The 24,564-nt window shown below is 40.2% G+C and carries 27 protein-coding genes and 1 other annotated feature; of the genes, 2 read left to right on the top strand and 25 right to left on the bottom strand.

Annotation, left to right across the window (positions count from 1 at the left end; genetic code table 11):
* Nucleotides 1–11: 11 nt before the first annotated feature.
* The 17 genes from AWH02_RS07910 to lepA form a co-directional block, all read right to left on the bottom strand.
* The gene (locus tag AWH02_RS07910; protein WP_012000291.1) at nucleotides 12–617 is read right to left on the bottom strand and encodes a nitroreductase family protein; all 606 of its coding nucleotides are present in this window, start codon (nucleotides 615–617) and stop codon (nucleotides 12–14) included.
* A 114-nt stretch (nucleotides 618–731) separates the two neighbouring features.
* A complete protein-coding gene (locus tag AWH02_RS07905) occupies nucleotides 732–2,285 on the bottom strand; it encodes a hypothetical protein (RefSeq protein ID WP_223358735.1) in 1,554 nt (517 codons plus the stop codon).
* A gap of 117 nt (nucleotides 2,286–2,402) precedes the next feature.
* Nucleotides 2,403–3,248, bottom strand: coding sequence for a metallophosphoesterase family protein (locus tag AWH02_RS07900; RefSeq protein ID WP_060553953.1), 846 nt, complete (start codon nucleotides 3,246–3,248; stop codon nucleotides 2,403–2,405).
* A 255-nt stretch (nucleotides 3,249–3,503) separates the two neighbouring features.
* Nucleotides 3,504–4,049, bottom strand: a complete 546-nt coding sequence (locus AWH02_RS07895; protein WP_045502271.1) for a hypothetical protein — start codon at nucleotides 4,047–4,049, stop codon at nucleotides 3,504–3,506.
* A gap of 199 nt (nucleotides 4,050–4,248) precedes the next feature.
* Nucleotides 4,249–4,635, bottom strand: coding sequence for an Imm48 family immunity protein (imm48, locus tag AWH02_RS07890; protein ID WP_060553954.1), 387 nt, complete (start codon nucleotides 4,633–4,635; stop codon nucleotides 4,249–4,251).
* A 66-nt stretch (nucleotides 4,636–4,701) separates the two neighbouring features.
* Nucleotides 4,702–5,268 carry an SMI1/KNR4 family protein gene (locus AWH02_RS07885; protein WP_060553955.1) on the bottom strand — a complete coding sequence of 189 codons (567 nt, stop codon included), beginning with the start codon at nucleotides 5,266–5,268 and terminating at the stop codon, nucleotides 4,702–4,704.
* 51 nt (nucleotides 5,269–5,319) lie between these two features.
* Nucleotides 5,320–5,859: a T6SS immunity protein Tdi1 domain-containing protein gene (locus AWH02_RS07880; protein ID WP_060553956.1), complete on the bottom strand. Its 540-nt coding sequence runs from the start codon at nucleotides 5,857–5,859 to the stop codon at nucleotides 5,320–5,322.
* Between the two features lie 11 nt (nucleotides 5,860–5,870).
* The gene (locus tag AWH02_RS11195) at nucleotides 5,871–6,902 is read right to left on the bottom strand and encodes a polymorphic toxin type 15 domain-containing protein (protein WP_223358733.1); all 1,032 of its coding nucleotides are present in this window, start codon (nucleotides 6,900–6,902) and stop codon (nucleotides 5,871–5,873) included.
* 144 nt (nucleotides 6,903–7,046) lie between these two features.
* Nucleotides 7,047–7,379, bottom strand: a complete 333-nt coding sequence (locus AWH02_RS07870) for a hypothetical protein (protein ID WP_048778043.1) — start codon at nucleotides 7,377–7,379, stop codon at nucleotides 7,047–7,049.
* A gap of 11 nt (nucleotides 7,380–7,390) precedes the next feature.
* A complete protein-coding gene (locus AWH02_RS07865; protein ID WP_060954920.1) occupies nucleotides 7,391–9,442 on the bottom strand; it encodes a hypothetical protein in 2,052 nt (683 codons plus the stop codon).
* Between the two features lie 134 nt (nucleotides 9,443–9,576).
* Nucleotides 9,577–11,406, bottom strand: coding sequence for an excinuclease ABC subunit UvrC (gene uvrC, locus AWH02_RS07860; RefSeq protein ID WP_060553958.1), 1,830 nt, complete (start codon nucleotides 11,404–11,406; stop codon nucleotides 9,577–9,579).
* 42 nt (nucleotides 11,407–11,448) lie between these two features.
* Complete coding sequence (gene pynA / locus AWH02_RS07855; protein ID WP_060553959.1) at nucleotides 11,449–12,138, bottom strand: pyrimidine 5'-nucleotidase PynA; 690 nt, start codon at nucleotides 12,136–12,138, stop codon at nucleotides 11,449–11,451.
* 344 nt (nucleotides 12,139–12,482) lie between these two features.
* Entirely contained in the window at nucleotides 12,483–13,409 is a 927-nt protein-coding gene (locus AWH02_RS07850; protein WP_060553960.1) for a DNA repair protein RadC, read from the bottom strand.
* A gap of 53 nt (nucleotides 13,410–13,462) precedes the next feature.
* Nucleotides 13,463–14,296 carry an AraC family transcriptional regulator gene (locus AWH02_RS07845; RefSeq protein ID WP_060553961.1) on the bottom strand — a complete coding sequence of 278 codons (834 nt, stop codon included), beginning with the start codon at nucleotides 14,294–14,296 and terminating at the stop codon, nucleotides 13,463–13,465.
* Between the two features lie 91 nt (nucleotides 14,297–14,387).
* Entirely contained in the window at nucleotides 14,388–14,882 is a 495-nt protein-coding gene (locus AWH02_RS07840; protein ID WP_048763203.1) for a YkgJ family cysteine cluster protein, read from the bottom strand.
* Between the two features lie 89 nt (nucleotides 14,883–14,971).
* Nucleotides 14,972–15,607, bottom strand: coding sequence for a hypothetical protein (locus AWH02_RS07835; protein WP_060553962.1), 636 nt, complete (start codon nucleotides 15,605–15,607; stop codon nucleotides 14,972–14,974).
* Nucleotides 15,608–15,651: 44 nt separating this feature from the next.
* A complete protein-coding gene (gene lepA, locus AWH02_RS07830; protein WP_060553963.1) occupies nucleotides 15,652–17,475 on the bottom strand; it encodes a translation elongation factor 4 in 1,824 nt (607 codons plus the stop codon).
* Between the two features lie 122 nt (nucleotides 17,476–17,597).
* Here lepA and AWH02_RS07825 point away from each other — a divergent pair, with 122 nt between their 5' ends.
* Nucleotides 17,598–18,410 (top strand): Cof-type HAD-IIB family hydrolase, encoded by an 813-nt coding sequence (locus tag AWH02_RS07825; RefSeq protein WP_060553964.1) that lies wholly within the window; start codon nucleotides 17,598–17,600, stop codon nucleotides 18,408–18,410.
* Between the two features lie 229 nt (nucleotides 18,411–18,639).
* Nucleotides 18,640–19,167, top strand: coding sequence for a hypothetical protein (locus AWH02_RS07820; protein ID WP_008808966.1), 528 nt, complete (start codon nucleotides 18,640–18,642; stop codon nucleotides 19,165–19,167).
* Between the two features lie 59 nt (nucleotides 19,168–19,226).
* On the opposite strand, the gene AWH02_RS07815 is transcribed toward AWH02_RS07820, so the two are convergent.
* From AWH02_RS07815 to AWH02_RS07780, 8 genes are all read right to left on the bottom strand, one after another.
* Entirely contained in the window at nucleotides 19,227–19,532 is a 306-nt protein-coding gene (locus tag AWH02_RS07815; RefSeq protein WP_060553965.1) for a rhodanese-like domain-containing protein, read from the bottom strand.
* Nucleotides 19,533–19,695: 163 nt separating this feature from the next.
* A complete protein-coding gene (gene rpmA, locus AWH02_RS07810; protein WP_003032879.1) occupies nucleotides 19,696–19,989 on the bottom strand; it encodes a 50S ribosomal protein L27 in 294 nt (97 codons plus the stop codon).
* Between the two features lie 17 nt (nucleotides 19,990–20,006).
* The gene (locus AWH02_RS07805) at nucleotides 20,007–20,351 is read right to left on the bottom strand and encodes a ribosomal-processing cysteine protease Prp (RefSeq protein WP_012000277.1); all 345 of its coding nucleotides are present in this window, start codon (nucleotides 20,349–20,351) and stop codon (nucleotides 20,007–20,009) included.
* Nucleotides 20,352–20,366: 15 nt separating this feature from the next.
* Nucleotides 20,367–20,681: a 50S ribosomal protein L21 gene (gene rplU, locus AWH02_RS07800; protein ID WP_009754237.1), complete on the bottom strand. Its 315-nt coding sequence runs from the start codon at nucleotides 20,679–20,681 to the stop codon at nucleotides 20,367–20,369.
* A 36-nt stretch (nucleotides 20,682–20,717) separates the two neighbouring features.
* Nucleotides 20,718–20,805, bottom strand: a sequence feature (ribosomal protein L21 leader region).
* Between the two features lie 94 nt (nucleotides 20,806–20,899).
* Nucleotides 20,900–21,493, bottom strand: a complete 594-nt coding sequence (locus AWH02_RS07795; protein WP_060553966.1) for a hypothetical protein — start codon at nucleotides 21,491–21,493, stop codon at nucleotides 20,900–20,902.
* Nucleotides 21,494–21,595: 102 nt separating this feature from the next.
* Nucleotides 21,596–22,117: a methyltransferase family protein gene (locus AWH02_RS07790; protein ID WP_060553967.1), complete on the bottom strand. Its 522-nt coding sequence runs from the start codon at nucleotides 22,115–22,117 to the stop codon at nucleotides 21,596–21,598.
* Nucleotides 22,118–22,138: 21 nt separating this feature from the next.
* Nucleotides 22,139–23,353: a tRNA uracil 4-sulfurtransferase ThiI gene (thiI, locus tag AWH02_RS07785; protein ID WP_060553968.1), complete on the bottom strand. Its 1,215-nt coding sequence runs from the start codon at nucleotides 23,351–23,353 to the stop codon at nucleotides 22,139–22,141.
* Nucleotides 23,354–23,356: 3 nt separating this feature from the next.
* Nucleotides 23,357–24,499 carry a cysteine desulfurase family protein gene (locus AWH02_RS07780; RefSeq protein WP_060553969.1) on the bottom strand — a complete coding sequence of 381 codons (1,143 nt, stop codon included), beginning with the start codon at nucleotides 24,497–24,499 and terminating at the stop codon, nucleotides 23,357–23,359.
* Between the last annotated feature and the right edge of the window lie 65 nt (nucleotides 24,500–24,564).

Below are 24,564 nucleotides of genomic sequence, written 5' to 3'. Positions count from 1 at the left end.
ATACTGCTGTATCAACGTTTTTCAATGATTTCGTCAACTGGCAAACGATAGCTAGGCTCTAATTTGTCATCAGTATAACCAACCGTAATCAAGAGTTCCGGACGGAAACGCTCATCAATCTCCAAGACTTCATTAATCTTAGATTTATCAAAACCTAGAATAATATTGGATCCGATACCTTGGTCAGTCAAAGCCAGAACGAGATTCATAGCTACTAGACCAGCATTAAGGGCCAAGTAATCACTCTTTTGTTGGTCGCTATAGCGAGCAAACTCAGCTGGTAGATTCTGCATGTAGAATTGAAGCTGCTCATCAGAGAAATTTTTAACTCCAGCCACACGTGCAATCTTACGAGACCGCTTGGTCAAATCAGTATCCGTAAAGAGGGCAATGGTTACTGGTGCTTCTTTAACCTGATCTTGGTTAGAGCCAAAAGCAATTTCTGCTAAGTCTTGATTGCGTTCTCGCACTACTACAAATTTCCATGGCTGGCTATTGTGGGCACTTGGAGCCAAAGTCGCAATTTCAATCGCTGTGCGAACATCCTTTGGATCCACAGGCTTATCATTGAAATGCTTGGTTGCGTGACGCTTTTTATTGAGTTCTAGAAATTTCATAGGTCTCTTCCTTTTCTTAATATACTAGCTTCATTTTATCATATTTTGTAAGAGTTTGCTGAGGTTTTTCATTCTCTATTAGATAGAACTATCAGCCCTTGCTACTTAATAAGATTATTCTGTAGCAGAGGTTTCGTTTTCTCCATTCTGGCTACTTGAATCTCTCAAGCCCTTTATTAAATCACTGTAACTAGAACTTCTTTCTTGCTCAAAAACCTTGTTTAAATTTTGATCTATCTTAGGTATTTCCACTTTTGGTTCAGGTTTGCGAAGGGTCAATTCAATGGCGCCTAGAAAAAGAACAAGAAAAAGCACCAAGAATGTCAAACCGGTCTCTTTTTTAGGAAGACTACTTCCCTTGGTCGGAAGTCCTTTCCAACGAGGATACTGCTTTAAAAATCCATTAATCTTCAGCCCAGTGATATAGAGCGTCAAAAAACCATACATGGTAAGAAAAAGAAGCGAAAAACTATGCACTGATACCCGACTAAACTGAATTCTCATTTTAAAGGCTTTATAGCCTGCTCCAGCCATATACACCTCTACGACAAATGCCAAAATCATCAAGATAAAGAAAATGAGGACTTGCAGTTTCAACAATTTTCGTAGTCCTAAATAAACTTCCTTGTCAGCTTTTTCTTTCGCGAGCACCTCATTCTTTTTTCTTGCTTTGGCTTTAATTTGATGGATTAGTTGAGATTTACTCTTATTAGAACCTGATGGCTTTTGTTCCTTTTTTAGATGACTAGCAAAATATGTCTCTGCTGTCTTTATTACCTTTCTAAGATTTTCTTCAGTTAACTCATAAGGGTAACCAAATAAATCCCAATAATCTTTCAAGTCTGCTTTATTTGGCCTAGTCACGTGAAGATAAAAATGCCTGCCGATCAAAGTAATAGAGAAGATTGCCGAATAAAAGTTGGATTTTGCAAAAAAATCAACCTCATAAAGACTACCATCCTTCATCCTCTTGGTCGTTTCAAAAAAAGAAACGTCCTTTGTGAAGCTTGTGCTAATAATTCTCCGTACCTGCAAAACCTTTGCCCCTACCGTATCAGGCCTAAGAGGAGTAGTCAAAATGAGCTCGAAGACAGACATTGAGTCAGTTAATTTTTCTTCACACTTTTCCCAGTCATCTTCTATAAATTCCTTAAATTCACTCAAGAAAGAAGCCATATTTGAGGAGGTTAAATCAATCGGCTGATGCATCTGAAAACCTTGACTTTCTATGCCGGCCTTGATAGGAAAGATATCTTTCACGATAAAGTGTTGTTCTGCTAGCTCAAGGGTAAAAGAAGCCTGGTAGCGAGGCAAGAGAGTCGTAATAAGAGCTTTATAATCTCCATCCTTTTGGTCAGATTTTTCCCAGCAGTTGGTTCTCGTTTTCCCCTCAAAGACATTAGCAATCATTCTTTCAATGCCTTTAGACTTCAGTTGGACATTTATAGGACTTAGAGGTTCAGAAAAAATCAATTCTGGTTGATCTAGATAGAGCTTAATTCTTTCCAGTCCTTCCTTTAGATTTTCGCGATCATACTTATACTGAATCGCGTATTTTTCCTCTCCCCACTCTAGTATCAGATCACTACCATCAACTAAAATATCTAATCTATCCCGATAGTCCTCAAGCTTTATCTCAAATAAAAAGATCGGACAATAGGGATCCATGTTATTTTCTTTAATGTCTAGTATTTTGAATTTGTCTATATAAATACTCTGAAGTTCTTCTCGAATATCTTGTTCCAAATGATCTCTATGTTTGTCAAAATTTAAGGTCATCTTTCTTTAACTTTCATTTTTTATTTTCTGAAGGAAATCTTTGACATCCTCCATGTAATCATGTTGCTGAATCAAGGAAGTTAACAGTTCCTTATTATGGCCTGGATAGTTATCTTCACGTCGTAGTTCTTCATACATTTCAATAAAAGGAAGTCCTTTTTCTTTGGCCGATTTCAACTCCGCTTCATAGTCATAAGCGACCTTACGAAATTGCATATTTACCAATTCGCCATCTTCAACTTCAATTACGGCGTACTGGGCGCGATGGTTTTTTAATGATTCCCAATCAAAATAGGGCATGCCAATCGTACCTGGATTAATAATTTGTTGTCCTTGACTTCCATAACGAAGCAACTGCTTGTGAACATGACCGTAAACAGCTATATCCGTTTCCTCATCCAGCAAATGATCAAAATTTGAAGTATCATTTGTCACCTGTAAAGCTCCACCGTAGTTTTTGTCAGGTAAGTTATGACTAAGTGAAAAACGCAAACCATCCACTTCAATCTTGTCAAGAAGTGGCAAACTTCTCAACCAGTCAATATGGCGAGTATCAAGTCGTTCCATCAAATACTGGGTTAGGCGCAAAAGTTGTATTTCTTGAGGATCTTCCAAGCCATAGACACCATCTAAAGCTTCTAAAACACAGTCATCCCAATTTCCCCTGACTGCTACAGTGATTGGCAGACCTTCCAAAAGATCCATTAAATCATTTCCACCCGGACCAGGAAGAAAAAGATCACCCAGAAGCCAGTATTCGGTCGCTCCTAGCTCTTTAGCATCATTTAGGACTGCTTCTAAGGCCGTCGTATTTCCGTGTATATCAGATAAAATGGCAATTCTTTGTTTCATGCTTGCTCCTTAAGTAAATGACTGTTTAGTTTGAATCTAGTATATCAAAATATGACTGAAAACGTAAAATCCATCCTCTGCACGATTTATCTTATTAGAACTTATGGATCATTTTAGAAACGATATAGTTTATGATTTTTACTCCTCACCAGCAATCACATTTCATCTACTTCTTATGTGTCACTCGCTATACTTCAAAACTATTAATTTTGAATACAAAAAAAGCAGGTGACAATCACCTACTTTGTTGAGATATTATTGTCCAGAAATAAGCGGAGCAAGAGATTTATAAGCACCTTCAATAGCCTGCTTCATAGCATCACGTCCTGTCTTCAACTGTTGAAGAAATAGGTTACGATTTTGTTCTGGAACTACTGTATCATCCGGACCAGCGGCTGAAAGCGTTTTGTTAAATGTTTCTCTCGAAGTTTCCATAGATTCAATTGCTGGTTCTACTTGTTGATTGTATGCTTCTTTTCCAGCTTCTGGAACTTTATTACCGATTTCGGTAATGTATTTCTTATAGTTATCAATCAACTTACCAAAAAGAGCTTTCATATCGCCAATTGTTTTAGCATTGTCAATTTCTTCATCTGTCAAAAGAACAATTTCTGGTGTTTTTAGATCTGAACTAGCTGTTTTTGATGAAGTTTCAGAGCTACTTGATGAACTCTTTGAAGTAGAAGTTTTTTCTACAGAACTTGAAGCTTTCTCAGAAGATTCTGAAGTTGATTTTCCAGAACATGCTGCTAAAGTTATAACCGACAAAAGCGCTACACTAGCTGTAACAATTTTTTTCATTAGTGTCTCCTATTAATAAAGAATAGGAATATTATATTATAAAATTATTTCAATGTCAAATTATTTCGCTATCAAATATTCTAAGCCTTCTAATGCTTACTTCACATTGCTTGAATTTTTCTCACTATGTGACTATCAATGATTTGAAAATTAAGTAAATAAGTCCGGCTATAAAATCAGACTTACTCTGTTGTAATACCTAGCTTTTCACTACTTGAACAATATCTTGAAAATCCTCTGAAAGAGCATCATATTGATTGCCCTCATATAGAAAGTAGCCTTCTATGCCTCTATGGATAATAGCGTTAACTGTCGGGTGAAATTCTTTATCCGTCGCATTAATGACAAACTGTGTCATTTCAAAGGCCACCTCGGGAGTATATTGAAGTTTCTCAATACCAATTCGAATCATCAAGGCTTGGACTTTTTCTGGTGAAATAGAATTCTTTTGTGCCTTCCCGTTTAACATCCCGAAAATATAGGCTGCTGCTAACTGTCTGTCAAGATCCTCATCCAAATCGATCGTAACTAAACTTAAAAATTTATCGACCATTTCAATAGTCTCGTTTGTAATAGTATCGTTCATAATAATTCCTTTCTAAACCAAAATCTACTTCTGTCAACACAAAGTCTTACATTTATCACAATAAGATTAAAGCTTAACAATGACTTGCTCAAGGCCTGCATACTTATCAATTTCTTCTTGCCAAATTGCCTTTAATTCGTCGTCAACAATAACTGGACTATTTACCTCTTTCATTTTTTGAATTCTTTCATCAATGGATTTAATTTTGCAGACTTTACTTTTTATACTTCCCAAAAATTCTTTAAATGAAACATGAAAGGGGATAATTCTTTGCTTCTCGTGATCAAAAAATGCTACTTGATTATAATTTTGTTCTGCAATTCCCAGAAGAATATAATTCCCGAAACTATCTTCTGCAATTGGTAGATAATCAACTTCAATATAATCTGATAGAAAATCATGATCAATTAAATACTGGAAGTTATATTCATAGTCAGCATTTTCAAACCCATAGAAAGCTCGAATATCTGAACTTACTTTATCAATTCTAAAGGTAGCATCAATTGTATCTCCTCCATTATACTTTAATAAAAACTCTTTATATTTTTCAGGTAATGAAATAGAATAATGTTTCTCCAATTTTTCTACTTCATCTAGTACTCCATCCGTTTTAAATGGAAAAATTCTTAACATAGCATTTCCTTATTCTCAGTTCAGCTTATCACCATATCTTAAACTAATATTCTACATTCCAATCTTGCCAACCAACGTAGTAATTGACAAGATATGCTCATACATCTTAACCTTATCTAGATGATCCACATCTTTGAATCCACCTAATGCTAACAAGGGTACAAAGCCAAAACACTGATCGTAATCTAACAGGCCATATTGTTCAATCGCTTCATTGTAGAGTGGCAATTCAAAATAATCATCTGCAAAATCGGGTTCATTAACAAATTGTAGAAACAAAGGGAGGTTCTCAAAAATAGTCATAAATACTCCATCTTTGTATTTTACCATCCTTAAATATTTTCCTTCTTCACATACAATCATATCTCCAAAAGCCGTCGCAAATATTGGAATAGCAACATTACCCCTAAAATATGAATCTTTAATTAACTCAATATAGTCATCTGGATTTATAACTTTTAGATAACCATTTAAAAAGGTACCCAAACCTTGGTTTTCCCAAATCTCAACCAATTCAACAGGGACTTTATCCTTATAATTTTCAATCACCTCTTTTGGCATGTCTGCAACTTTTAAAAAATCTGAAATCATCGATACTCCTTTCAATAAGTAAGCCTTACATTTAAATATGTACTCTGTAGTTGTTCTGGAGACATTGTTTTAGCCATTGCCCGAATCTGCTCATCAACATAATCAATACGATATCTCCATTGAATTCCAATAGATGAGTTGACACCTGTATCGCCCATGCCACCAATCTTATCTGGATATCCTCCAGCTATCTGGTCAGGATTGTGAAGAGCAGCTTGGGTATCTAGCCATTCTTGCGCCTTCAGTTTTGCTTCTGAACGAGATAAACCACTCTCAATAAACTCGTTATACTTATCTGAGAAAGCATTCTCCCTTGCGACTCGTTGAGCAGCATTTCTTTCTAAAGCACGACCTTCAGCGATATATCTTTCACGATTATCAAGATATTCCTGAACAGTCAACTCGTTCATTCCATTTTGTTGATCTGCTAATTGACGTGAGAATTCTTCTTCAGGATGTTTTGGATTGCGATTAAATTCAACTTGTATCTCTTCAATGCGTGGAATGTCATCTATATGTTGAATTTTTGGAGTTTTATTACTAGTTCTTCCCCCACCTTTACCTTCAAACGCTTCAATCTTTTGTTTATGTTCGATTGAGATTTGTTGGATGCGATCTGCTAGGTCATCCATCTTGGTTGAGACTTTTGATTTTGGTAGATCGACTGGGACGTCATCTACAGTCACAAAAGCAAGTCGATTCTTATTCCCAAGGGAGTCAAGCGTGTTGTGAATATTTTGTCGGCCAGTTTCAATGGCATCGCTAAAGTTCCGTACTTTGTTTGAAAGCCCCTCTGTGCTAGCTGAGATGACTTGATTCTTCACATTCGAAACTCGGTTCTTGAAGTTATCAAAACCTTTTCCCACTTGAACCTTGACATCACCTGCCTTGGTCTTGATGTCCGTCCAGGCTGTGTTGGCCTGTTCTTTAAGATTGGTTTTGAAGCTGGTTGCTTCACCACTGTGGATGTCGACATTGCCTGTTTGACTTGCTCGGTAGGCCTTGTATTTACTACCAAGATGACCAATAGTACGACCAATCATTTGACTGGTAGTAAAGTATTAGAAGTATAAATCTAGTATAGCAAAAACTTTTGAGAATATAAAAAATGTGATAACACTTGGATATCACATTTTAAATAATATTGTTTATTTTAAAAATAATAAATCTGCTTCATTTTATGAATTTCAATCTTCTTCATCAAACATATAAGAGTCATCTTGCTCAATTTGATTTTTTGTATCTTCCTGTGATTCTATTACATTACTTAAAAACTGCATAGATACAATTTCGTCATCAAGAAATAATTGAACCTTCCCACCCAATTCAATTATTTCTTCCAGTTTTTTTCTAAAAACCTTCAATTGTTCTAAATTCAAATATTCTGTTTCAACTACAGATGTATTATTGGCCATTTTTTCTTTAATTATTCCAATTGGTTCATGACTAAAATCTCGTATAATTTTCACGATTTTTATCTCATTACAATCCGATTTTATTTTAGCGATAAATTTATGCATAATTTCTCCTTTTAAAAATCTTCAATTGTATTTATTCGTTCACCTGGTAAACTCATCTTCCAATTTCCTCCATGCCATCCGTAAAAATGCTCATTAAAAGTAGCTGGAAAAATAACTTCGGGTCTATTTGCTAAGTGAGGATATTGAGAAGCACTATAAGTGTGATGCCCTTGAAGTGTTTTGCCATTATATGTTGGTTTTTTACCATCAATAATATCTTGTCGTTGCGAACTGGTCCATGCTCTGCTACTCGCTTCACCGTTCATTAACCTTTTACGTTCATCAAGCCAAAATAAATCCACACCGTCTCTACGTCTTTTTGAAAATCTCTTATTCCAATCATACTGTTCATATTCTTCTCTTGTAATTGTTCGATCGGCAATCTTTTGTTTCAGTTCTCTCATCCTCTTTTGACTGAGTTGCTTCTGAGTAGTTGGATGGGGCTCTAAATCTAAACCTTTGGTTCTTTCTGAGATGATACTCTCTGGAGTGTGAATTTTCGTATCTGATATATCATCAACTTTAACTTTTGGATCAACGCTTCCCCCACCTCTGCCTTCAAACGCTTCAATCTTTTGTTTATGTTCGACTGAGATTTGTTGGATACGATTGGCGAAGTCATCCATCTTGGTTGAGACTTTTGATTTTGGTAGATCGACTGGGACGTCATCTACAGTCACAAAAGAAAGTCGATTCTTATTCCCAAGGGAGTCAAGCGTGTTGTGAATATTTTGTCGGCCAGTTTCAATGGCATCGCTAAAGTTCCGTACCTTGTTTGAAAGCCCCTCTGTACTAGCTGAGATGGCTTGATTCTTCACATTTGAGACACGATTCTTGAAGTTCTCAAAACTTTCTCCTGCTTGAACCTTGACATCACCTGCCTTGGTCTTGATGTCCGTCCAGGCTGTGTTAGCTCGCTCTTTGATGTTGGCCTTGAAGCTGGTTGCTTCACCACTACGGATATCAACATTGCCTGTTTGACTTGCTCGGTAGGCCTTGTATTTACTACCAAGATGACCAATAGTACGACCAATCATTTGACTGGTTGCTAGGTTTGTCAAGGCCATCTGAGGGTCTTCCATAAAGTCATGCCCAAACTGAGCCGCATCATAGACGTTTGCAGTCATATGAGCAAACTTCTCAGCAGCTAGCAGAGACTCCGAAGCTGTAGTGCCTGCTACCTTAGTAGCTGTAGATAGACCACCAGACGCCAGTGTCGTAACTGCCTCAGCTCCTGCCCACCAGCGTTGCTCTGTTGAGAGTACATCTCCAGAGATCGTCTCTCCAACTCCTGCTCGATAGAGTGCTTCTCCTCCTAAAAGAGCTGTACCTGTCCCAAATGCTACTGGTGCTAGGGTACCTCCCGAAGCAATACTACCGACAACTAACAAGCCAACACCAACGATTTTAACACCGTTTTCTACCCAGCCAAGCCACTGTTCATTGTCCTTGGACCAAGTAGACTTGAGACGCTTGTACTCCCCCATTTCGGTTGGATAGAAGCTATCCACCAACTTTCTATCTGTCAGGTCCTTAATCTTATTATAGGTTTCTTTGTCTGACTGTTCAAGTTTTTTTAGACGCTCTTTGGCAACTTTTAGCTTTTCATTGTATTTAGCTGCAGCGGCAGGGATCGGACTTTTATCGCTATTTAGAATATCAGATAGGGTAAAATGTTTGGTTTCTGTTGACGTCTGCTCTACCGGCCCAGCCAACCCATTGTTTATATAGGTTGTTGTTGTTTCTTCATAGGTCAAATGATCTGACTTGTATTGGTTTTTCCCTTCATTGACCTTATTGAGAGCTTCTACTGCATCTTCAAGACCACTGATATACTTATTCTCGATATTCTGAACAACTTCGCGATGAATATCCTTCAGAGCATCCATTATTTTCAGAACTTTATGTTCGGCTTCAAGAAAGTCTTTTTCTGGCATTTCCTTGCCCAGATTGGCACCTCCTTGAGCAATATAAAGGTCAGCCAAGTCATTATCTTGGACGATGGTTGCGACTTTAGAAATATCATTGAGCAAGTCAACAACTTGTTGAACATTGTTCTCCATGATGCCCAAATTTTTGCCCTTTTCAAAATCACTTTTATTTGTATTAGTTTACCATAAATACAGAAACATTTACACTACGATCCGACATTATGGGTCTTAAATAAACATTTTTACCAGTCAGACAATTTAATTTCTCATTCCATATTTTCAATCGGCTCTGCTACTTCAGGTAGCGTTGCTTTCTGCTGGTCTGCTAGATGTAGCTTCTCCCGCACCGCTTCAGCTACTGCTCGAGGTACGCCGACTTCGACAATTTCATCTACACTGGCTTCTTTAATCTTGGTTAGAGATTTGAAGTGTTTCATAAGATTTTGCTTGCGTTTTGGTCCCAATCCTTCAATACCATCTAGCTGCGATGAGAAGGAATTTTTAGAGCGGAGCTGGCGGTGGAAGGTAATAGCGAAGCGGTGGACCTCATCTTGGATACGCTGAAGTAGGAAAAATTCCTGCGAATTGCGGGATAATTCTACCACTTGCAAAGGATCGCCAAAAAGCAATTCATGAGTCTGGTGCTTGTCATTTTTTTGCAGTCCAGCGATGGGAATATCTAGTCCCAGCTGATCCTGGATAACTTCTTTAGCGATATTAACTTGACCTTGTCCACCATCAATGACAATCAAATCAGGCGGAGTCAGTCCATCCCGAATCACCCGACTGTAGCGTCGCTTGATGACCTCTCGCATACTGGCGTAGTCATCAGGTCCCACCACAGTCTTGATCTTATATTTGCGATAGTCCTTCTTGCTTGGTTTACCATTGACAAAGACCACCATAGCTGATACAGGACTGGTCCCCATGATGTTGGAGTTATCAAAAGACTCAATACGAACAGGCGTTGGAATGTTAAGGAGCTGCCCTAGATTCTCAATAGCACCTTGAGTCTTTTCAATAGATTTTTCCAAGAGGTCAAATTTCTGCTGGAGGCTGACTCGGGCGTTTTTGATAGCCAGATTGACCAACTGCTTCTTCTCGCCTCGCTGAGGCTTAAGCACCTTGGTATCCACCATGGCTCGGACAGCTTCTTCGTCAATATCTGCTGGAATCAAAATTTCATTGGGCTTGAGGTGGGATTTTTCCTGGTAGAACTGGCCGATATAGGTCAAGAAATCCTCGTCAGGATCATTGTAATAAGGAAAAAGATTGACATCGCGCTCGATTAACTTGCCCTGGCGGACAAAGAAGACCTGTACGCACATCCAGCCCTTGTCCACATAGTAGCCAAAGACATCGCGATTCTGCAAATCCTTGGCCATAACCCGCTGCTTGGTTCGCAAGGTGCCAATGGACTGAATCAAGTCGCGGTACTCTGCTGCCTTTTCAAACTCCATAGCTTGCGCTGCGCCAGCCATTTTTCCCCGTAAATCCTCAATAATCTGGTCATCCTGCCCTTTGAGAAAGGCCGCTACCTCCTGGGCTAGTTCCTTGAAATACTGGCTGTCTACCTGGCAAATAGTGTGGGCCTTGCACTGTCCCAGATGGTAGTAAAAGCAGACCTTTTCAGGCGGATTGGTACACTTGCGGAAAGGAAAGAGCCGATCTAAGAGACGCTTGATTTCATTGGCCGCACCGACATCAGGGTAGGGACCGAAGTATAAACCACCATCCTTTTTAACTTGGCGCGTGATAATCAGGCGCGGATAGGTTTCATTGGTGATCTTGATAAAAGGATAGGACTTATCGTCCTTGAGCATGATATTGTACTTAGGCTTGTTTTCCTTGATTAGATTGATTTCCAGAAGCAGAGCTTCAATATTGGACTCGGTGACAATAAACTCAAAATCGACAATCTCTGATACCAGAGCCTCGGTCTTGGTATCATGGCTGCCACGGAAATAAGACCGAACCCGATTGCGAAGATTCTTGGCTTTGCCGACATAAATAATAGTACCGTTTTTGTCTTTGTGAATGTAACAGCCGGGACTGGTTGGCAACAGTTCCAGCTTTGATTGGATTAGCTTATTCATAGGTCTATTATAGCAGAAAAGAGGCCGAACCGCCTCTTCTTATTATTGTAACAACAAATCCAACAAGTCTTGATAAGATTGGAGAATGTAGGTTGGTCTAGCCTGTGTTTGGTTAATCAGTCCCTTCGGATTATACCAAGCCGTATCAATCCCTGCATTGTTTCCACCGGCAATATCAGCTGTCAAGGAGTCTCCAATCATCAAAGTCTGACTCTTCTCAAAAGCTGGTATCTGCTCTGCTATTTTTTCATAAAACAATGCTTCAGGCTTCTGAGTCCCCATCTGCTCCGAGATAAAGATATGGTTAAAATAGGGTGAGATGTCGGAATGGGCCATGCGACCAGTCTGAATAGCTGTGATGCCATTAGTCGCGCCGTAAATCTCATAATCAGCTGCTGTCAGACTGTCCAAAAGCTCGCTTGCACCAGCGTAGGTTTGTCCTTGTTGAGCAATGTGCTGCTGATAGAGAAGGGCCAACTCGGCGCCATCCTTCTCAATGCCAAAATGAGCAAAAAGACGAGAAAAGCGCGTATTGACCAGCTCAGGCTTGGTGATTTTCCCCTGCTCCAAATCCCGCCAAAGGCCCTTGTTCATGGGAATATAATAGTCTTTGTAGGTCTGAATCTCCGTTACGCCCTGCTCCTCCAAAAAATGAGTCAGGGCGATGTCTTCTGCCGTATCAAAATCCAGCAGCGTATGGTCAAGGTCGAAAAGTAGAAATTTGTATGACAAGGTCGAAATCCTTTCTGTAACTGTAGTAGGTTTATTATACCACAAGCCACAAAAAAACGAGAGTGGGACAGAAATCGGTAATTCGTTAGAATTCGATTTCGTCGTCCCACCTCCGCACAGTTGAGTTGGGCTGTAAAAGCTGATGGAATCAGCGTAGTAGAGCCCACTCAACCACTGCGTCTTGCTCGACAATCCAAAGACAATTGAGAGGCTAGGACTTTTGTCCCAGCCTCGATTCACATTTTATTTCACCACTGGTATCCGGAGTTCCATTTGATAGTCTGGTGCCCCTAGTTTCGATCCTGCTGCATTACCAAACAGCATCTTCGTTTTTCTCACTTCTTCTACTCTTCCTTATAGTGAAGGCACAAATCTCTAAATTTATTATCTAGCACTGCAATATCATACAAGACTTCTGACAATTTTTGGTAATCTTCCTTGATACAAAATAAATGAGCTTGGCCAAACAATTTTGCTAAATTTTCTTTTAGTTCAGATCTGACCGTATCGTGGTCTTTTAAGAAATTGCTCATGTATAGATTTCTGATAGAAGCTAATTTGAAACTAAAGTATTGATGAAGATGCTTTTGTTCTTCATTCAAGCCATTGTCCGCTACCGACTTAGCATATCTTGCTATCACGTTCTCCTCGCCACGTTCATATTGTTGCTTCATCAGCATAGATGTTTTCTGATAAATCTCTTTGGAAGTTGGAGATTTGATTTTTTTGAAGTTTCCCCACATGGAGAAAGAACCTCTTTTATAGTCGATATTTTTAGCTTCCCAGGCTTTCGAAAATTCTGAGAAACTCATTTTCATACAAGCAAAGCCTGCTGGATCATGGAAATAAATAAACTCATCATCTAAATCATAAACTGAAACAAAATGGTCCACCCCATACAAATGAATATGATTGGGATTATAAGTCAGATAACCCATGTCCAAAGGGCCAAGAACAAGAGGCCCACTGAGTAAGAACTTACTTAAGATTTTTCTGATAGAGAGAAGATCCACTGCATTAGAATCCTTTATATAGTATTCGTCATATGTAAAGCCCAGAATGTCTAAAGAATGACTGATAGAACTGTCTGGCATTCCATTATCAAAGAAGACTAAGGGGTGTTTTTCATCTTCCTTTACAATACTAGCGCCATTTCCCAACACCATAATGGCTTCCAAAAACTCAGGGCGAACATCATAACCATACGAATGCAGCGCCATCGCAAGTGAATATGTATAACAAAGAGAAACGTCCCCAAAATACATCTGCATAGCATCATCCTCCTCTGTAATCAACGCCTAAAAAATGACTTGCAATCATCGTTTTATTTCACCACTGGTATCCAGAGTTCCATTTGATAGTCTGGGGAGGACATATCACCCTCGGTGTAGACTTCAAAATCTGGTGCTCCTGAGTGGCGATAACCAGTTTCTGGGAAAAAGACTTCCAAAACATATTTCCAAGCATGGTGAATGCTGGCTGGTATAGCCCCCTTGACTGGTACGATAGCATATTCAGCTTCTGCGATTTCTTTGATTGACAGACCAAGTTCTTCTGCTTTGGCTTTATCCGTCACATCATAAGCGGCCATATAGTTGATAATTTCGCCTTCTTTGACATCCGAGCAGACGCCAAAAGATTGGCCACTGCCTAGACTTTCCAGGCTTTCAAAGCTGTGATTGGCATAGAGTTGATCCCAAGCAGATGGGCACTGACTATTGTCAATAGCTTCCAATAGGACGCCTGCTACGGTAAAAGCAGGTTTCTTTTGAATCTTGATATCCATGTTCTTTCCTCCTGTAATCTTTAAGGATAATTGAAGTCTAGGAAAGACGCGATAAGGTTTTCCATTTCGAACTTCTGAGGGGGTCGAACCATGGAATTTCTTAAAGGCTGCGCTGAAGGCATCCGAAGACTCATAGCCGTATTTCATCGCTATGTCAATGACTTTCTCAGAGCTTTCCTGCAAGTCCGTCACAGCTTCAGACAGCCTGCGATTGCGCAAGTATTCTGCTAAAGTCATATCTGCTAGGATGGAGAAGAGCCTGCTAAAGAGAGCATAAGAATAGCCTGATATCTGCTGAAATTTCTGCAAGTCCACTTCTGCGTCTAACTTACTTTCCAGGTATTCCATGGTTCGATTGAATTGATGCATCATATTCTTTTCTTCTTACCTCCTATCTATTATAGTCTAACAGATATAAGATACTTCCGCCCTAGAATTTTTGTACAAGATTTAGAGGGGGATTTTACAACCTATCCCGCAGCTTCTCCACAAAGAGATAAGCCGCTGGGCAGGTCAGGGTATTTTTAATTGTCAGATGATTAATCTGATGAATCTTCTTACGGTCTGTATGGGGAAATTCTCGGCAGGCCTTGGGACGGACATCGTAGATCGAACAGAGATTATCTCCACCTAAAAAAGGACAAGGCATGGCCTTGAAAACCTTGTCACCGTCTTCGTCTACCTGTAGAAATTCCTCTTCAAAAGCCGGCAGCTTCATCTTGAAATATTTGGCAATACGGACTATATCAGCTTCCTTAAAATCTGGTCCCAGGGTCTTACAACAATTGGCGCAAGCTGTGCAGTCAATCTCCTCAAAGACCTCATCATGGATTTGCTGGGCAATCTTATCGAGGTTTTTTGGTGGTTTTTTCTTCAAGTTAGCCAAAAACTTTCGGTGCTCTTTCTGCTTTTGCAGGGCTAGCTGATGGTACTTTTCAAGGTCGATTTCTTGAGTCATATTTTACTTTCTAATTATCTTTTTAGTGTTTATCATCAACACATCAAAAAATGAGATACCTTTCAGTCAATCTCATTTTTTTGAGTCTTTTAGATCTTAGCATTTGAATTTTTTTCGTCGAGACTCCATGTATCCTTCATGTTTTCCAAGAAGTCATTGATCGTTTCTTTGTCACCTTCAATGGACAGTATATAGACTTTATCATCCTTTTGGAAAACCAATGTATTAGCAAGTTGTCCTGACTTCAAGATGATGTTAAGTTGAAATGCTTCTTGGCCAGATACGGTATTCTTAGTTCCCCACATCTTTTCAAGATTATCTTTTTGACTCCAATTATAGGCGACGCGTTGAGCAATCGTTTCTGCATTGAAGGTTTCCCCCTCACCTACTTCTGCCTCTGCCTTAGAAATGGCATTCATGGTAACGATATTATAGGTAGAGCCATCTGTATATTGAACGAGTCCCTCAACATCTACATCAACAAATTTAACCCATTTACTTGGGATATCGATATAGCCAAACTCAGGGGAGCCAACACGTTTTCTTTCTTGATTGTCTTTGCTCTTGCTTTCCTTAGAAGAAGAGTCTGAACTATCCTTTTTCACTTGAACACTTGAACTGGTCGATGAGCTCGTTTGTTCACTTTTTTGTTGAGATTTTGCACAAGATATAAGTGTAAGTGAAGTCAATACAAGGACTGCACCAAGTAAGTACGATCGTTTCATGATTTTCCTCCTTTTTGGAACATGTTACCTAGGGATTTAAGAGATTATTCATCATCCATACTCAAGACACTGAGGAAGGCCTCTTGGGGAACTTCAACAGAACCGATAGCCTTCATCCGTTTCTTACCGGCTTTTTGTTTTTCAAGGAGTTTGCGCTTCCGGGAAACGTCACCACCATAACACTTGGCCAAGACATTCTTACGCAGGGCCTTGATGTCTGTCCGAGCCACGATTTTCTGACCGATAGCGGCCTGAATAGGTACTTCAAACTGCTGACGAGGAATGATTTTCTTGAGCTTCTCTACAATCAGCTTACCACGCTCATAGGCAAATTCCTTGTGAACGATAAAGCTGAGAGCATCAACCTTGTCGCCATTGAGGAGAATATCCATTTTAACTAGCTTGGACGAGCGATACTCAGAGATTTCATAGTCAAAGCTAGCATAGCCACGAGTAGAGGACTTGAGCTTGTCAAAGAAGTCAAAGACAATTTCAGCAAGCGGGATTTGATAGATGACATTGACCCGATTATCATCGATATAGTCCATGGTCACAAAGTCACCGCGCTTGCGCTGAGCCAACTCCATCACCGCTCCGACAAATTCCTGCGGCACCATAATCTGCGCCTTAACATAGGGCTCTTCAATGGAGTCAATCTTGGTCGGATCCGGAAACTCGCTCGGATTGGACACATCAATCGAAGCACCATCTGTCATATTGACCTTATAGATAACAGATGGCGCTGTCATAATCAGATCAATATTAAATTCACGCTCCAAGCGCTCCTGAATGACATCCATATGCAGCAAGCCCAAGAAGCCACAGCGGAAACCAAATCCTAATGCCTGAGATGTTTCTGGTTCAAACTGCAGACTGGCATCGTTTAGCTGGAGCTTTTCGAGTGCTTCACGTAAGTCATTGTATTTATTAGACTCGATTGGATAGAGTCCAGCGAAAACCATCGGGTTCATCTGCTTGTAGCCATGCAGAGGTTCTGTAGCTGGATTGTCAGCCAATGTTACAGTATCTCCAACTCGAGTATCCTGCACTGTCTTGATAGAGGCAGCGATGTAGCCAACATCCCCTGTCGCTAGGAAATCGCGACCAATGGCCTTTGGAGTAAAGATGCCGACCTCAGTTACATCAAAGGTCTTGCCATTGCTCATGAGCTGAATGGTATCTCCCGGCTTGACCACACCGTCCATAACCCGCACTTGCAGAATTACCCCACGATAGGCATCATAGACTGAGTCAAAAATCAAGGCTTTGAGTGGTGCTTCTACACTTCCAGTCGGAGCTGGAACTTTTTCTACTATTTGTTCAAGGATTTCTTCAATCCCGATACCGGCCTTGGCAGAAGCTAATACGGCTTCGCTAGCATCTAGCCCAATCACATCTTCAATCTCAGCTCGCACCCGTTCTGGATCCGCAGCTGGCAGGTCAATCTTATTGATAACCGGCAGGATTTCCAAGTCATTGTCCAGCGCTAGATAGACATTAGCCAAGGTCTGAGCTTCAATCCCCTGAGCTGCATCAACGACCAGAATAGCTCCTTCACAGGCTGCTAACGACCGCGATACTTCATAGGTAAAGTCCACGTGTCCTGGCGTGTCAATGAGGTGGAAGATATAGGTTTCACCATCTTTAGCTGTGTAATTAAGCTCGATAGCATTTAGTTTGATGGTGATACCGCGCTCCCGCTCCAAGTCCATACTGTCTAAGAGTTGGGCCTGCATTTCCCGGCTGGAAACCGTCTCAGTCGCCTCCAAAATCCGGTCAGCCAAGGTCGATTTCCCGTGGTCGATATGGGCAATGATGGAGAAATTGCGGATCTTCTCCTGACGTTTTTTCAAATCTTCTAAATTCATTTTTCTCATCCTTTTAGGGTATTCTATTTATTATAACACAAGACCCGCGATTTTTCCTATAGACTCGGACTTTATCCATAAATTATGCTATACTTATCACAGATTAATATTGGAGATAAACAATGATAAAATTACTTGCACTTGATATGGATGGAACTCTCTTGAATTCTCAAAAAAAGATTTCCCAAGAAAATATCTCTGCTATCCACAAAGCTATAAAGGCTGGTGTGAAACTGGTCCTTTGTACAGGTCGTCCTCCTTTTGGTGTTCGACCATATTACGAACTTTTAGGCCTCGCCCAAGAAGATGAATATGTGATTGTTGACAATGGCTGTGCCATCCACCAAACCAGTGATTGGAAGGTAATAGACTCAGTCGCCTTGGATAAGCAAGATATCCACTATCTCTATAGCTTAACCCAAGATAGCTCCATCCAACTTACCTTATTTGACGAAGAACACTATTTCGTTGTCGGAGAGACACCAAGCCCTATCGTAGTTCGAGACACAGGCTATGTTTTTACCTCACCCACTGAAATCAGCCTTGAGGAGGCAGTTAGTGGTAAGTATACGATGTTCCAGGCCATGTTCTTAGCAGAAAAAGAGACAGTCGATTTTTTTGAAGAAAAATATGCCTCTGATATCTGCCAGCATTTCAGCGGTGTACGCTCACAGGATGTGATTTATGAAGTTATGCCGGCAGGTATCACTAAAGCATTTGCATTAGAAAAACTAGCCCAAAAATTAGATATCCAAGCAGAGGAAATCATGGCTCTTGGCGACGCCAACAATGACCTTGAAATGCTAAAATTTACAGGTCTAGGTATTGCCATGGGGAATGCCAGCGACTATGTTAAATCACTCGCTGATGACGTCACTGACTCCAATGACGAAAATGGGGTAGCAAAAGCTATTGAAAAATATCTTCTAAACTAAAAAAGTAGGCGAGACCAACCAAAAAGGTAGGTCATCATCTACTTTTTTTCTATGTTCATCTGTAGTTCTTATATCCTTTATATGATTTTTTACTCAAGTTGCCTAAAAAGCCTGAAAGTCGCTTGACGACTGGCTTAGCGTTGGTTACAATATATCTACAATTTATTTCTTGATACTGTTTTCCAGTTATAAGAGAATAATATAACCTTAACCTTTCCAGGAGGAATCTATGAAGAAAATTTCACTCTATAGTTTAACTGCCCTATCATTTATCGTTTTAGCCGCATGCTCTGCGAAGTCAACTGAAGAAACATCCTCATCATCTTCTTCAGAAGTCACTTCATCAGTATCTACTGCCAAAAAAAGCAAATCAGCTGGTACTTCTCAAGAAGATGTTATCAATGAGCTGAAATCAATATTTGATCCAAATGGAAATTCTAAAGATTTTGATATTAAAGTTGAAAAAGATGTAAAAGACGAAGCTTTCCCGAATGGACATACCGTCATTACAGCTTCTATCAAAGGTGATACAGCTGCTGGAACTAAGGAAATGATGGCTGCTTTTGATAATAATACTGCCACAGAAGAAGACAAACAAATCCTGCAAGGTTTCCGTCAGACTATTGCTGACATTGCACAAAAATTACCAGACGACACCACAACCATTGCATTCCAATACGAAACAAAACCAAACGAATATCGTGTGATTGCTCATTCTGGAAAAACTAAAGATATCATCCCTACAACAGTCAAATAAGCGACTCCTTCTCTTTGCCATTCATTAAAAATTGGCAAAGAGTTTTTTATTGACTTACTTTAAACGACATCCCCTTTCCAAGACATCATGCCTCCAGAAACATTCACAACATCATAGCCTTTCTTTTTAAGCTTTTTCGCTGCTAATCTGCTACGAACACCTGAGTGACAAATCACATAAAGCTTCTCTTCTTTTGACTGCGAATAGCGATCGAGTTGCCCTAAAGGAAGATTCTGGGCTCCCCTGATGTGACCCTTGCTATATTCAGACGGGGTTCGAACATCCAGTAGCTTAATATTCGTCTTCAACCTTTTCTCTAATTCTGCTGTTGAAATACTTTCAACTTTTGTAAAAAAATGGAACATATGCCCTCCGATTTATTTTTTATAAAAACTATTCAATCATTTCAATACTTTAAAGTCAAGGAAACGGTTTCCCTATCATCTTACTTATTAAAATACAGTTATCAAAATAAAAAATAGGCTCTCTGATCTCTCAGAAAGCCTTTTGTTTAGTGGTTTTATAACCTTATTTAGCGATTGGGTAAACAGAAACTTGTTTTTTATCGCGTCCTTTGCGTTCAAAGCGAACTACGCCTTCAACTTTTGCAAACAAAGTATCGTCTCCACCGCGGCCAACGTTTACACCTGGATAGATGTGAGTTCCGCGTTGACGGTAAAGGATTGAGCCACCTGTAACAGTTTGACCGTCAGCAGCTTTAGCACCAAGACGTTTCGCTTGTGAATCACGTCCGTTAGATGTAGAACCTCCACCTTTTTTGTGGGCGAATAATTGCAAGTTAGCAAGATTCATTTTTAACATAATGTTTTTCCTCCGTGTTAGTTTTCTGTGATAACTCTTGTTTGGACGAACTCTGATGAGTTCTCCGATAGGTTTGCCATTCCTAAGAAAAAGGATTCAAAGAAAAGCTGAGTCATTTCTCTCTGGTTCGGTGCAATATCTTTTGGGATTTCAACCCGTAAGAATCCACCTTGATCTTCGTTTAATTCTAAGGTCGGTTCATAGCCCGCGAATTTTTCAATTGAATTGACAAAATTTATGGCAAGCGTCGAAACCGATGCACACACGACATCAAAGCCGTATTCGCCGCTTCCGGCGTGTCCAGTAATCTCTGCACATCTCAGTTCGCCATCCTCAGCTCTCTCAAAGACTGCGTGTATCATGTGTTCTCCTGAAAATTAAGCGTTGATCGCGTTGATGACAACCTTAGTATATGGTTGACGGTGACCTTGTTTACGGTGACTGCCCTTTTTAGGTTTATATTTGAAAGTAACAACTTTCTTTTGTTTACCTTGTTTTTCAACAGTTCCGACAACAGTAGCTCCGGCAACAAGTGGAGTTCCGACAACAGTTTTTTCACCACCAACAAGAACAACTTCGTCAAAAGTAACATCTTGACCAGCTTCAACGTTCAATTTTTCAACGTAGATTGCTTGACCAACTTCAACTTTAACTTGTTTTCCGCCAGTTTTAATGATTGCGTATGTGCTCATTATGCACCTCCTATGATTTTTTTGGGGTTCCCCCGTATTTTTGTGAAGACTCGCCTAGCATCGTGGGACTAACCACTTTATACTCACTATGTGAGCAACGATGTTCGTGCGGTTGCACAGGAACGTGCATAGTCAACTCTCTAAGTATAGCACTTCTCTTCCCTTTTGACAAGCCTTTTCACCCAATGAAAACGGATTTTCAAGCTTATTAAATTTTTTTAATGAACAAAGATAATCTGTCCTTCTTTATTGACTTCAACATCAATCATTGTCGGTGTCTTTAATTCTGATTTTAAGGTGCGGGCTAGTGTCTGACTTGAGTTTGCAATGTTGACTGTACGCTTCTCGTTTCCAGTAAAAACTGTCAAGGTAATACTAGAGCTACCTGACTTCCTACTTCCAACATAAGTATCTAACTCAGAAAGTAAGACCGTCTTAGTAACTGTTTCTTGATTTGTAAAATAATTGTAGCGCCAAACACCATTTGTCACACGATATCCAGCATAGAAGGGGATTGCAATGAAAATAATGGGGAAGCCAACTATAAGACCTAAAATACCTCTGGCGCGCCCTCTTAAAAATAGATTATCCCAAAAGACTCCGAAAGCCGCCTTCCAAGAACCTGCTTGAACTTTGGTTTTATAGAATCCGAACAAGACTAGACCAAAAATTCCTAGAATCACTAAAAAGTTAATGCTAAGCCCTAATAAATAAGTCCAGCTAGGTTCTCCTCCAATCAAAGCATTATCTTGGCCCTTTTCCCAAGAAAATGCTCCAGCAAGTCCTCTCCAAAAATAATACCAATCGCTCATTCATTCTCCTTTTTTCTACTATTTTATTAAAACTTAAATCAAGAGTATTTTACTATTCTATTTATTAATAAATTTATCTTGTAATTATTGATTGGAAGAAGCTTAAAAATAGCGTCGTACTTTATCTTGATAGTCTTGATAAGACTTTCCGAATTTTTCAAGACACCAGCGCTCCTCAGAGAGGATAATCCAGTGGGCCGCAGTCTGAAAAATCACTAAAATCAGAAAGAAAATCATTGACTTAGTCAAAAAAGCTATTCCTAAAAAACAAACAAAGTAAGCTAGATACATGGGATTACGGGAATAGCGATAAAGACCCTTTGTATTCATGCCGTTTGCAGCTGGTCTAGCGAAATCCCTCATACTGATAGCACACAAAGCCAAACCAAGCAGGTAAATAGCTATACCAGCATAAAAGAAAACAGAAGAATCAAACTTAACTTCAAGCAAAAAAGGAGTTATGAACAAGGTTAGATTGCTCAATTGATAAATCATATATGCTATCTTTTCCTTTCCTTGGACTGATGCAAAATAAGCCGCTCGTGACAAAGCGTTTTTGCTGTAATGACTCAATAAAGGAAAGCGAATCAGCAAAAAAGGAATTAAGAGAAAAACAGCAAGCATAAAGGTCACCTTCTCTCGCTTTTACAACAGCTCCTCAATCAGCTCGTCAACTTCATCAGTCTCTGCTTGTGGTCTGATCTCAGTAATCATGATGCCTGCAACAGCGCGCTCTACCAAACCTTCAACATCTAAGCGAGCTTCGTACTGCTCCGCATTCTTGATCTTCGGATTGGTTTTAGGCCGGTCTGGTGCAAAAATGGTACAGCAGTCTTCAAATGGCTGGATAGAGATTTGGAAAGTATCGATTTTTTCTGCAATCTCAATGATTTCCAGCTTGTCCATGGTCACGACAGGACGGATAACCGGTGTATTGGTTACTGCATTGATAGCCTGCATACTCTCGATGGTTTGACTAGCCACCTGACCTAGACTTTCTCCGTTGATAATGACTTGAGCCCCCCGTTCCTCCCGAATCCGATCCGTAATGCGCATCATAAAGCGACGAGTCAGGGTCATCAGGTAGGCTTCAGGAGCCTTGGCCTTGATTTCCTCTTGAATCTCTGTGAAAGGCACTTCGATAAACTGGATATTGCCACCAAACTTGGTCAATTTTCGAGTCAAATCTTGAGCTTTTTTCAGAGCTCCTGGACTGGTGTAAGGCGGACTGGCAAAGTGAACAGCCTCGATATCTACACCACGCTTGAGAGCCAGATAACCAGCCACTGGTGAGTCAATCCCACCCGACAACATGAGCATGCCTTTTCCTGAAGTACCGACTGGCAGTCCCCCAGCACCACGAATCGTCTCATAGGAGATATAGGCCGCTTCTTCACGAATTTCGACACGAAGCTCAATATCAGGCGCTTTCATTTTAACCTGAACATTGGGAATAGCCTCAAAAACAGCATCCCCAAGCGTTTGGTTAAGCTCGCGGCTATCCAATTCAAAGCTGTGATCACTGCGTTTGCTAGAAATCTTAAAGGTCATACCCTCTTGATAGACTTCCTTCATGATGGTTTGAACAGCTTCAATCAAGGCTGGTACAGACTTTTTAACCCTATAAGATGGAGAGAAATTCTGAATCCCAAAAATCTGCTTGAGTGATTCAGCGACTGGCTGATAGTCTGTTCCATGCAGATAGATATGAGTGCGGTCACGGTCAGCCTTGACATGAACCCGCGGATAGATTGATAAGACTGATTGGATATTGCGTTTGAGTTTGTTGATAAAGCGCATGCGGTTCTTGCCCTTGGTTGAGAGCTCACCGTAGCGTACCATAATTTCTGAATAATGCATTGTTTACCTTACTTTTCTAGTTTTTTCGTAAATGATTTTAAAAGTTGTCAAAAACTGCTCCATCTGGCTCATATCGTTGTCAAGATCCAAACTGATACGGACAGCCGTTTGAGCGATAGACTTTTCAACCCCCATAGCGATTAGGGTTCCTGCTGGCTTTCCAGCCTTAGAAGAGCAAGCGCTGGTAGTCGAGATATAAATCTCGTAGTCTTCAAATGCATGAACGACAACTTCGCCACGCACTCCCTTGATACCAAAGGTTAGTATATGGGGCGCAAAATCTTCCATGTCTGAGAAAATCATCACATCTGGATACTTCTGCAGCTCTTCAAGGAGAATCTTCTTCATCTGAGTCGTCCTCTGGGCAAATACTTCTTGCCTTTCCATAGACAATCGCAAGGCCTTGGCTGTCGCAGCAATGCCAGCTAAATTCTCCGTCGTTGAGCGCTTGTCCGACTCCTGACCTCCACCAGTCAAAAGCGGACTGATTTTCTTGCCAGACTTGATATAGACAAAGCCTACGCCCCGGACACCATGAAATTTATGACTGGAAAATGTCGCAAAATCCACGCGATCCGTCAGATAAGTAGCTGTCGGAATCTTCGTAACAGCCTGTACAGCATCCACATGAAAGGAAATAGTCGGCTTGTCTGCTAGCAGTTCGGATATTTTCTGAATAGGCTGAATACTGCCGATTTCATTATTGACAGCCATGATAGAGACTAGTGTGGTGTCTGGCCGAATCAACTCCGCTAGCTTGTCTACATCAACAAAACCAGCCTTGTCCACTGGAGCGAAATCCACTTCAAATCCTTGACTCTGCAGCCAGAGGGCTGATTCTTTAACCGCGGGATGCTCAATATTGGATACGATGATGTGTTTTCCAAAGGGAATCTTTTCAAAAGCAACTCCTTTAAGCACCCAGTTGTCTCCTTCTGTCCCTCCAGACGTAAAAAAAATCTCCGACGAAGACTTGCCCAAAAGCTCTGCAATTTGCCTACGAGAAGCTTCTAAGAGACGGGTTGCCTGACTACCTAAACTGTGCAGACTGGAAGGATTTCCCCAGATTTTAGAAGCAACCTCTGTGTAAGTGGCCAAAGACTCAGGATAAGGCTTGGTTGTTGCTGAATTATCTAAATAAATCATGTTCTTTCCTCTAAAATTCAATACTCCTATTGTAACACGAAAGAGAAACAGGAACAAGAAAGAAA

The organism is Streptococcus gordonii, from assembly GCF_001553855.1.
Lineage (GTDB): Bacteria > Bacillota > Bacilli > Lactobacillales > Streptococcaceae > Streptococcus > Streptococcus gordonii.
The sequence above is the reverse complement of the archived record's forward strand: the minus strand, read 5'-3'. Positions and strand labels throughout refer to the sequence as shown.